Below are 11,819 nucleotides of genomic sequence, written 5' to 3' on the forward strand. Positions count from 1 at the left end.
CCAAACCAGCCCGGTATTGTAAGCGAAGGCCATATAAAAGCATGGAAGCAAATCACAGACCGGGTGAGAAAACACGATTCACTTTTCATCTGCCAGCTTATGCATGCAGGTGCTCTTTCAGAGATGCTCGACGAGACTGTATCCGCTTCGGCATTTCTGCCCCGGGGACAAAGAAATACTGGTTCAGGAGGAACACCCGGTCCTTATCCTGTTCCTTCTGAAATGACTCATAAAGACATTGAAAAAGCAGTTAAAGGATTTGTGCAGTCGGCACAGAATGCGAGAGATGCTGGTTTTGACGGCATAGAAATCCATGCGGCAAATGGCTATCTGTGGGACCAGTTCCTCACTGGATACAGCAACCTGCGGAAAGACAATTATGGTGGTCATATGACCAACAGATTCCGGCCAATAGCAGGGATTGTTGATGGTATCCGTAAAACGACCGGTGATGATTTTATTGTGGGGTTACGTCTTTCCGAAAGCAAGGTCAATTACCTCAGTTACCGTTTGCCTGACGGACCGCGGACGGCACTGGAAATCCTCAATGAAGCCGCCAAAACTCAGCTTGATTATGTACACATCGCCGCTGAAGGGGGCAACTGGGCAAGAGAATGTCTTTATGAAGACGGGTCTTCTTTTAGCGGAATTGCCAGACAGGTCACCGGACTCCCGGTTATCGCCAATGGCGGCATGAATGACCTCCAAAAAGCGGAGCAGATCGTGACAAGTGGCCATGGTGATATTGTGTCGCTGGGAAGAGCTGCACTGGCAGACCCATGTTGGCCCAATAAGACCCTCAACGGTGAAACACCACTTGCTTTTCACAAATCAATGATCCAGCCGTATCTTACCATCCGGCACAGCAATTCAGTAATCAGTTCCTATACATGATACGTTGTCAGGCCATATATCCATGGCCGAATGACCATTTCTATTCCACCGCCTTCACGAAGCCTTACAAGTCCCCAAATGGGTGCCGATAAGCTAAATATGAACACGATAAACAAGATCCCCTGATTTTCGGAGAACGCGATGCGCTTAAAGCAATCCAGCTTTTACCTGGAATAAAATCAGCGGGAGGGGGCAATGCCGGGTTTTATGTCAGGGGCGATGTTGTCCTAAAATCCATTTTTTTCCAGTGTTTAGTTTTTAACTCATCAACCTGACCATTGGCCATCGTGGCATTTAGTATCCCGCAAGGACTAAACTGCTTGTTATTGATCAGCATATTTCCCGAAAAAATAGTTTTGAGGTATTGCAGGGAAATTACCACAATGCAAAGGCAACCTGGCTCTATTTCAAAGTTAAACTGTTTGGCGGGGATGATTACACCATCAGGACTATTTTTTATCTCGATGGATTGTACAGGACTTAGGATTCTGCGACCATAACTGAGGTCATACATGCCCACAGCGACACCGAGCATGCAAACATTCGAAGTTTTTGGAAATTTCAAGTCCTGTGGAATGTGCATATCTGGAAACTGGGCCTGGAGATTTGGACCTGTAAGCGTAGTGACAGGCTGGATAAAGAGATTGTCCCTTAGCGGTGATTCTTCATTAAATTCAAAACCGTTTAACCGGCTAAAGCTTTCGCTGTCAAAATTAAAGGTATCCGTCTGCTGATCCAAAGACTGCCCGAGTATAATTCTGACCTCTTTTAGCAATCTATTGATCATCGGCCCGTCGTATAACTGTACGATTACATTGTAAAAGTTATCTCTTATAGAACAGGCAAAATTACTGGCTACTCCAAACTTTACCGCTGCTTTTTTTGAGGGTTCAGTTCTTTTATTAGGATTATATCTGGGCGACTGGGTGATCACCTGTAAGTTCCTGTATTTTTTATTCACGACAGGGCCAATCATGCCGCGCAAAAATTTACCGTCAAGTTTTGCCATTTTTATGTATATTTAAGTTCACGGCAGCTATGCTGAGCAATACTCTGGAAACAGTTCCGGTACTCCTGCACATCAGTTCACATACAATATACGAATATTTTATGTATAGTCCGTGTTTTTTGGTGAAAACATGGACTATAGGTGGGCTATAGGTGGACTATACGTGGACTATTATACAACCGTACCTTATTTTATCTGCTGTTTGTCCTATACTAGATTTATCTACCGTCTTTTTTCGACCTTATGCGTCAAAAATTAGACCTTCTATGTCATTTGTTTCCTGGATAGTCGCAGTGACTGATTTATCAATTTGAATGAAAATATTTATGTATAAATTGTGCTGCGTTAAATCTACTGGCTGAAACATGATTAAAAAGACCTTTTTATTCCTGTATTTAAGTATGGTCTTTGTCATCTGCAAGGGCCAATCTTATTACTTTGAGAATTATCAGGTTGACAATGGATTATCCCATAATACGGTAAGAAGTGTTATTCAAGACCAGAAGGGATTTATGTGGATTGGAACGAAGGGAGGTTTAAACCGTTTTGACGGGTGCTATTTTAAGAATTTTTTAATACCGGAAGAACGTTCCGGAGCAAATTCCATCAATGTTCTGAGCGAAGATAATAAAGGCATGTTGTGGATAGGCACACTAAGCGGACTATTTGTATTTGATCCTCATTTTGAGCACATCGAGCGGGCCAACGCACCCTATACATCGGTTCATGATATAAAAAGGGATCATCAGGATCACTTGTGGATGATTGCCAGCGGCAAAATTAATACCTATAACCAGGAAACCAGAAAGAACATCAACACGGGCATAAACGCTACAGCATTGGGATTTGATGAATACGGTACATTATGGGCCGGAACAGGAAAAGGCGGACTAAAGACAATTGATATAAATGGGCCGAAGCTGAGGGTCAAAGATGTGCATATGGCTGGTCTGGTGCATATTTCATTGCCGATTATCCGGATTCTTCCGGTAAAAGGCTATGTTTTATTTGGAACACGGCGTGGATTTTTTAGATATGATGTGAAAACACAACAGGTGACCGCATTGCTTACAAAGAACCCTGATGGCACCGATGTATATGTAAGGGACATCAAGATACTGGATGATGGAAAATGCTGGCTTGCGACGGAATCCGGTATTTATATTTATGATTTGCTTAAGGGGACTTATCTAAATATTAAAAAAAGAGCCGGTGACCAATATTCTTTGAGTGATAATGCTGTGTATACCTTATTTCAGGACAGGAGGAAGGGTATCTGGGCCGGAACATTCTTTGGAGGACTGAGCCATCTTTCCATGGAAAATAATGAATTTGAAAAGTATTTTCCGATTAACGCAGCCAATTCAGTTTCCGGCAATGCGGTCAGAGAAATTTGCGCAGATGAGGATAGCAACATATGGATTGGTACCGAAGATGCGGGAATTAATAAATTTGACCCCGTTACAAGGGTGTTTTCACATTTTTCTAATGGCAAGCGGCCTTCAGATCTATCTTACCCAAACATACATGGTTTGCTGGTTGATAAAAATGAGGTACTTGCAGGTCCATTTTTTCAGGGGCTTGAAATTCTGAACAGGAATTCCGGAAAAGTCGTAAAGCGCTATCCGGTTGCGCGGCATCCGGGAAGTGTATCGAATGCATTTGTGATGTCCATATTTAAAACCTCGGCGGGACGAATATTGGTTGGAACAACTGGGGCCGGTTTACTGTATTATGAGCCCGGAGCTAAGGGGCTGGTGCCGATACCGCAAATTCCCGAACGGTCTTTTGCTTATGCCATTGCTGAAGATCATACCGGTACCATCTGGACAGGCAGCCTTGGAAACGGCGCTTTTTTCTTCAATCCTAAAACAGGCAGATACGGAAATGTCAGTTTCAAGACAAACAGTGACCTGTCACCGGGTGATGATATGATCCAGGGAATCTATGAAGATTCCCGGAAAAATTTATGGTTTGCTACTGAAGGGGGTGGGCTGATCAAATTAAGCCGGGACCATAAAACCTTCAAAAGATTTACGACAAAAAATGGTTTTCCTACAAATAACATCTTTAGGATCTTAGAGGATGATACCCGTAATTTATGGATTAGCAGCTTGAAAGGACTGATATGCCTCAATTTAAACACCGAGCGTTTTTATGTATATTCCAAATCAAACGGACTTTTAACCGATCAGTTTAATTACAGTTCTGCTTTTAAGGATAAGAATGGGAAGATGTATTTTGGATCTGTCAAAGGGTTGATCTCATTTCATCCAGACTCATTAAAGAAGAAAACCCCAATTCCGCCGCTTTATATTACTTCTGTTCACATCAGTGCCAATGGTGCTAACCACCCGCCTAATGTGTCGCAAAAAAAATCAATGATTTATTCGGATGCGATAGAACTGACCTACGACCAGTCCACCTTCGATATTGAATTTGCGGCATTAGACTATTCCGCTCCAGATTTGATCCGTTACAGATACCGTATGGAAGGCTTGAATGAGGAGTGGACTCATATTCACACCAATCGAAAGGCATATTTTACCAATCTAGCTCCTGGAGAATATAAATTCGTTGTCCAGGCAAAAAGCAATATTGGATTGTGGGAGACTCCTGTGCGTACATTTTATATAAAGATTTCTCCGCCATTTTGGAAGAGCACTGCCGCCTATATTTTTTATACTGTTTTCCTTTGTGCGGCACTGTGCATTACTGTTTACGTCTATCATAGGAACATTGAAAACAAGAACAGGCGAAGACAACAACTTTTTGAACTTGAAAAAGAAAAAGAGGTCTACCAGGCAAAAATTGAATTCTTCACCAATATTGCACATGAAATACAAACACCCCTTACCCTTATAAAGGGGCCAATTGACTGGGCACTGAGTAAAATTGAAGACACCACCACCGTTCGCAGGAATCTTGAACTGGTGAAGAAAAACATGAACCGGCTGATTGCATTAACTTCGCAGTTGCTGGATTTCAGAAAAACTGAACAATATGAGTTTACGCTGAACTTTGTATATGTAGATATCAACCAGTTGATTGCTGACCAGGTTGAGGCCTTCTCCTCATATCTTGCAACAAGAAACCTCAACCTGGATCTGAACCTGCCTGAAAAGCATGTAAAGGCTTTTGTTGATAAAGAGGCTTGTACTAAAATGATCAGCAACCTGATTTCAAACGCGGTCAAATATTCAGAAAAGAATATTGTGATTAGCTTATTCCCGCCGGAGGACGAAAAAAAAGGTTCTTTCAGGTTAAGAATAGAAAATGACGGAGAAGTGATCGCCTCAGGGTATCAGCATAAGATATTTGAGCCTTTTTTTAGGATCAAAAACCAAAATAACATACGCGGAACAGGGATTGGTCTCGCACTTTCAAAATATTTAGCGGAACTTCACCATGGTAAGTTAGTTTTGATTGTAGATAAGGAAATAAATATATTTGAGCTGATATTACCGATCAACCAAAAAATTCAATTCGACCTTGAGCGACTGAGGGCTAATTAAGATGAATGAAACAATTCTGCTTGTAGACGACGAAACAGATTTACTACAATTCTTGTCAGAAGTGCTGGGAGAGGAGTACAATGTGCTGACGGCATCTGGCGGGTTGCAAGCTTTGGAGTTATTAGGCAGCTACACTGTTCATCTTGTCATCAGCGATGTCATGATGCCGGGAATCGATGGATTTGAACTGTGTGCAAAGATTAAATCCAGTGCAGAGTACTGTCATATCCCAATTATTCTTCTTACTGCCAGAAACACAATTACAGCTAAAATCGAAGGGTTAAAGCATGGAGCCGATGCATATATTGAGAAACCTTTTTCTCATGATCTGCTTCTAGTTCAGGCGGCCAACCTGCTGAACAACAGGTCTAAGGTGAGAAACCATTTTGTTCAGGACCCATTTAGTTACATCAGCTTCGCGGAACAGTCCAGATCAGACGTTGAATTCCTAAAAAAGCTGGATGATTACATCCACAAAAATCTAAGCAACAGCGATTTTGATATTGATGAGCTTGCACAGTATATGAATATGAGCAGGCCAACACTTTACAGGAGGATAAAGCAGCTTTTAAATGTGCCTGTAAAAGACATGGTGACCCAGGCCCGGCTAAAAAAAGCCGTACATCTTATGGCTGAGAACAACCATAGAATCTTTGAAATTGCAGAAATTGTCGGCTATAAGTCCCAAACAGTTTTTGGAAGAAGTTTTCAACGCTATTTCCATCAGTCACCCCTGGAATATATCTCTTCGCTACGCAATAAATTCAACGAGAGAAATACCTGATCACAAGTAGTTTACAGAAGTTTCCTAATGTTATATGAATGTATAGCAGATATCATTAATTTGAGATAAATCGTCTAAAGTATGAATAAAATAACTACCTCATTATCTTTTACTTTGCCTAGTCGGTAGTCACACCGGGAAGATGTGCTAGCTGTTTTCCAAAATAGACACCGATGGAGTAAACGGGGGCAATACCAGTATTGCTTTTTTACATTAACCAAATAGAACCAAAAAGAATGTTAAAGCTAAATGCGGTCTTCTGGCTGCTTATCGTCTGCTGTATGCCAGCGTATTCAATAAATAGTTATAGCAAGGAGAAAAAATTTTGGGTAGCTTGGCAAGTTTCCGATGGTATCGTCCGGGGAGTGGTAACGGATGACCAGGGAGGCCCGGTACCCGCAGTTACCATTACGGTAAAAAATAAAAGTGCTAAAACAGCTACTGATGCTAACGGAAAATATGCCATTCCTGCCTCTGGCAATGACATTCTTATCTTCAATTATGTCGGATTTCTTCGAAAGGAAGTTTCCGTTAATAACCGTGCAACAGTAAATATTAAACTTGAGGCTTCGTCAGAGTCGCTTACAGAGGTGGTGATTGTAGGCTATGGCCAACAACGCCGGACAAGTGTTACCGGGTCAATTGCGACGATTAGCTCCAAAGAGCTGACGGAAAGCCCCGTGCCAACTGTTTCACAGGCATTAGTAGGGAAGGTAGCCGGTATAACCTCAAGAGCACCAGATGGACGACCAGGTGCCGAAGCAAGATTACAGATCAGAAACCTGGGTGATCCGCTTTATGTGATAGACGGTGTTCCTTCGGGCCCTCAACAGTTTAATAACCTGAATTCTGAGGATATTGAGAGCCTTTCTGTTCTGAAAGATGCATCTGCAGCGATCTACGGATTACGGGCATCGAATGGTGTGGTATTGGTTACAACAAAAAAAGGCGGTTTAAATAAAGAGAACAGAGTTAATGTCAACTCTTATTACGGTTTGCAGAGCTTGTTCCGTTTTCCAAAAGCAGCAAGTGCGGCAGATTATGTCAGAGCTCTTGCTGAGGCTGATATCAATCAAAGTGGATCATCTGTCTGGACTCCTGAGGAGGTAGGCAAGTGGCAGCAACGGGTGCCAGGGCATGAAGGATACGACTGGTCGAGTTATATTAAGGACAATGCGCCCCAGGCGTATCTCAATTTAAATACAACAGGTGGTTCACAAAAAACAAGCTATTACCTTTCATTAGCTCATTTAAATCAGGATGCTGTTTTCGACGGTTATAACTTTAACCGTACCAACCTGCAATCAAATATAGAAACACGGATTGGCGAACGGTTTAAAGTGGGCGTGAAGATCAATGGCAAAATAGAGATCCGCGACCTGCTTGGACTGCCGGGAGAAGACGATTATTTTCAGGCATTATTGGGACAGTTCAGAAACTTGCCAACTGAGGGCCCGTACGCGAACGGCAATCCGGACTACCCGGCAACCAATAATAATTTTGCTACCAATTATGCCACCTTTGAATATTCCGGTTATAACAAGACTGAGCGTCGTACCCTGCAAACCAGCTTTGATCTCGAATATAAATTTCCAATTAAAGGTCTCACCGCTACCGGGATGTATGCTTTTTTTTACAATAATTTATTGGGTAATACTTACGAGAAAACATATAAAACTTATACTTATAATTCTGCGACAGGAAACTATGACGTTACCGGTGGACAGCAGAATCCCTATAGATCACGGGACAACGGCTATATCATTGACAATGTTTTGCGTGTTCAATTGAATTACAACCGAACTTTTGGCAAGCACAATGTCAGTGCGATCGGAGCTATGGAATCGCAGGACCGCACGGATAAATTATTTTTTGTGCGTTCCCAGCCAGTGAGTAACGAGATAGACATTATGAATTTTTTCAACGAGCTGCAGGCAGTGAGTGACCGTGTCAGCGAAGAAGCAAGAGCAGGTTTCATTTTCCGGGGAAACTATGATTTCGACAGCAGGTATCTGCTGGAAATCGGCGGAAGGTATGATGGTTCCTGGCGTTTTCCTAAGGGCCATCGCTGGGGTCTGTTTCCTTTCGTGACAGGCGGCTGGCGGATCTCCCGAGAGGCCTTTTTGCAAGGTGAAGGTATTAAAAAAGTAATTACCGACCTTAAACTTCGCGCGTCTTACGGTGAAACAGGAAGTGAGGACAATGGTGTTGGCCCTTTTGCATACCTGCCTGGCTATAATTTTGGAGCGGGTAATGCTTATCTGGATGATAAACTGATCACGGGAATTGCCGCCAGGGGCCTGCCGGTTACCAGGCTAACCTGGATCAAGAGTGCCATCAGTAATATCGGTCTTGACTTTGATTTATGGGCGGGAAAGCTGGCGGGAACATTTGAGGTGTTCAGAAGAGATCTGACTGGCATACCAGCACCAAGATATGATGTACTTTTGCCGATTGAAGTTGGTTTTACGGCCCCTAGCGAAAACCTGAATGCAAACCGGACACTGGGTGTTGAGATGGCACTCAATCATTCAGGAAAAAGTGGCCAGGTGATGTACAGCGTCGGTCTAAATGCGACACTGGCACGGTTACGGAATATATCTACCTATAAACCGCGCTTTGGTAATTCGCTTGACCGCTATCGCAATTCAATAGAAGACCGTTGGGCCCGGATCAACTGGGGCTATGAATTTATCGGGCAGTTCCAGTCGGAAGAAGAGATCGCAAACTATCCCGTTGATGTAGACGGTCAGAACAATACGACGCTTTTGCCGGGTGATTTTATCTACAAGGATCAAAATAATGACGGTGTTGTTGATGGTCTGGATGAAAGGCCGAACGGTTATAGTGAGGGGAACTTGCCTTATCTGAATTTTGGCCTTAACAGTTCGGTCAGCTTCAGGGGATTCGATCTGGGACTGAACTTTTCGGGTGCGACCATGCAGAGCCGTGGCCGGGCCGCGGAATTAAAACTGCCTTTTCAAAATGATGCGAATTCGCCTGACTTCCTGCTGAATGACCGCTGGCACCGTCAGGATATCTTTGATCCGGCCAGTCCCTGGGTTCCGGGAACCTACCCCGCACTAAAAAAATCAAATAATGAAAGTAATCAGCGTGCTTCCAGCTTCTGGTTCAGAAACACTTCTTATCTGCGGTTACGCAATGTTCAGATCGGCTATAACCTGCCCGATAAATGGCTGAAAGGCGCGAAGATCAGTAAGGTCAGGATTTATGCAAATGGCTTTAACCTTTTCTCGATTGATAATGTCAAGGATTTAGGGATAGACCCCGAAACTCAGCTCAACACAGGACTGGAATACCCATCAGTAAGGGTCTATAACTTCGGAATTAACTTAACATTTTAAAGTAATGAAACAATTAAAGAAACTTATATACGCATGCGCTCTCGTGATTTTAGTTCAGGCAGGGGCTTGTAAGAAATACCTCGACCGGGAACCAACTGATATATTACTGGACGATCAGGTTTGGAGCGATCCAAAGCTTGCGCTTTCTGTACTAGCCAATTTATATAGCCGTCTGCAACCTATTGGGGGGTTGGAAACCGGGAAACTTTCCCCCACAGATTTGGATGAGGCGATGTGGTCGGGCGGTCTTGGTGCAAACAACGCACGCAATACCCGTGTAAACTATCCATATACCGACAAGCAGTTATGGTCTTATGATTTGATACGGGATGTCAATCTATTCCTTGAAAAGCTGGAAGCATCCTCTGCAATGGATGCAGCAGAGAAAAAGCATCTGCTTGCTGAGGCCAGGTTTATCAGGGCCTACGTTTATTTCCTGCATGTTCGTAGTATGGGCGGTGTTCCGCTAATACTCAAAACATTTCAGTATAACGGACCGGCTGATGTGGATGCAATGAAAACACCCAGAACTACGGAAGCAGGTATTTATGACTTTATTTCCAGCGAACTTGATGCGATTAAGGAGGAACTGCCTTTAACTGCAGGAAGTAAGACCAGGGCCAATAAATGGACAGCACTCGCGCTGAAATCCCAGGCGATGCTTTATGCTGCGTCGATAGCGAAATATAATAATCTGATGGCTGATCCTATCCGGACCCCCGGAGGTGAGGTTGGGATTCCTGCTGACCGGGCTGAAGGGTATTATGAGCAATCACTGGCCGCGTCAAGGGAAATCATAGACGGCAAGCAATTTTCCCTGTACAATGAAAATCCGGATAAAGTGCAGAACTTTTATGACCTGTTCACAAAAAAAGCCAATAACAGGGAAGTGATATGGGCTTTCGATTATACACTTGATGGCAAATATCACGACTATACGGTTGAAAATATACCCCGCTCACTAAGAGAGAATGCAAGCGGAGCCGCTGGGGTCACTCCTTCACTAAACCTTGTCGAAGCCTTTGATTATTTGAACGGCAGTACGGGTGAGCTTAAGATCCGGACACCGAATGGTGCCGACTATATCTACTATGACCGTCTTGAAGATCTGTTTGCCGGGAAGGATTACCGGATGTCCGGCAGTGTAATTGTCCCTGGGTCTACGTTTCGTGGGAAAAGGGTAGATATTCAGGCTGGAGTTATGGAGTGGAACGCAGCCACCGGCCAGTATATTACCCGTACGTCTGCTGACCTGGGCAGTCTGTTCACCGATGGGGGAACCCTTGTTGCCGCTGACGGTCCGCTGCCCAATGCCGCAAATGTGACAAATACAGGTTTTTATATGCGCAAATATGTGGATTCAAGGATTGGTTCGGGGCAATCAGGTCAGGGAAGTGATGTTTGGTGGATCCGTTACCGGCTGGGCGGCATCCTGCTCAATGCTGCAGAAGCAGCTTTCGAGTTGAACAGACCGGCCGAGGCACTGCCATATATTAATCTGGTCCGTGAACGCGCAGGCTTTGGCCCGAATAGTTTGCAGTCATTGACTACAACTGTCATTAGAAAGGAATTTCAGGTCGAGCTTGCTTTTGAAGAACAACGCTACTGGGACTTAAAGCGCTGGCGCATTGCCCATGATGTGTTTAACGGAAACAGGCAATCGCCAAATACTATGGTAAATGCGCTGTGGCCATACAGAGTAGTCAGACCTTCAGATCCGGCGAAGCACAACAAATATGTATTTGTTAAAAGAGTAGCACCGCGCTTTACACAACCAAGGTTATTCCGGCTTGGGAATTATTATTCGATCATTCCGCAGAATGCGCTGAACGCAAACCCGCTTCTGGTAAAAAATCCATTTCACTAATTTTTAAGCAATGAAGAAGTTATTTTATAGTATCATTTTAATGGCTGTCGGAATATCCGGATGTGAGCTCGATAATTTTGAACCACCTAAGTCTGTGTTAACCGGAAGACTGGTGTTTGACGGAAAACCGGTAGGAATAAGACAGGGTATAAGTGTGCTGCAGTTATTTCAGCCTGGGTTTGAAACTGTAACCCCGATAAACGTGAACGTAAAACAGGACGGAAGCTTCGCTTCAACCTTATTTGATGGGAATTACAAGTTGATCCGCATTTCTGGCAACGGCCCCTGGGAGGCCAATACTGATACAATAAATGTGGTCGTTAAAGGCGCTACCAGTTTTGATGTTGCCGTGCGACCTTATTTTACGATTAGCGATGCGACTTTT

7 protein-coding genes are annotated in these 11,819 nt (G+C 43.7%); 6 read left to right on the plus strand and 1 reads right to left on the minus strand.

The genetic code is table 11. The features are described from left to right. The coding region (locus VK541_RS08630; protein WP_324368946.1) for an NADH:flavin oxidoreductase at nt 1-894 on the plus strand (894 nt) is incomplete at its 5' end. A 205-nt stretch (nt 895-1,099) separates the two neighbouring features. Here VK541_RS08630 and VK541_RS08635 read toward each other — a convergent pair. Beyond that, on the minus strand, nt 1,100-1,903 hold the full coding sequence (locus VK541_RS08635) for a hypothetical protein (protein ID WP_324368947.1): 804 nt from the start codon (nt 1,901-1,903) through the stop codon (nt 1,100-1,102). Nucleotides 1,904-2,268: 365 nt separating this feature from the next. Here VK541_RS08635 and VK541_RS08640 point away from each other — a divergent pair, with 365 nt between their 5' ends. The 5 genes from VK541_RS08640 to VK541_RS08660 all read left to right on the plus strand — a co-directional run. Beyond that, nucleotides 2,269-5,418, plus strand: coding sequence for a ligand-binding sensor domain-containing protein (locus VK541_RS08640; protein ID WP_324368950.1), 3,150 nt, complete (start codon nt 2,269-2,271; stop codon nt 5,416-5,418). 1 nt (nt 5,419) lies between these two features. Then, nucleotides 5,420-6,202: a response regulator transcription factor gene (locus VK541_RS08645; protein ID WP_324368952.1), complete on the plus strand. Its 783-nt coding sequence runs from the start codon at nt 5,420-5,422 to the stop codon at nt 6,200-6,202. Nucleotides 6,203-6,438: 236 nt separating this feature from the next. After that, nucleotides 6,439-9,567 carry a TonB-dependent receptor gene (locus VK541_RS08650; protein ID WP_324368955.1) on the plus strand — a complete coding sequence of 1,043 codons (3,129 nt, stop codon included), beginning with the start codon at nt 6,439-6,441 and terminating at the stop codon, nt 9,565-9,567. 4 nt (nt 9,568-9,571) lie between these two features. Continuing rightward, nucleotides 9,572-11,434 (plus strand): RagB/SusD family nutrient uptake outer membrane protein, encoded by a 1,863-nt coding sequence (locus VK541_RS08655; protein WP_324368957.1) that lies wholly within the window; start codon nt 9,572-9,574, stop codon nt 11,432-11,434. Between the two features lie 10 nt (nt 11,435-11,444). Beyond that, nucleotides 11,445-11,819, plus strand: a 375-nt coding sequence (locus VK541_RS08660) for a DUF3823 domain-containing protein (protein ID WP_324368960.1), incomplete at its 3' end; no start/stop codon positions are given.

The organism is Pedobacter sp. (assembly GCF_035317785.1).
Classification (GTDB): domain Bacteria; phylum Bacteroidota; class Bacteroidia; order Sphingobacteriales; family Sphingobacteriaceae; genus Pedobacter.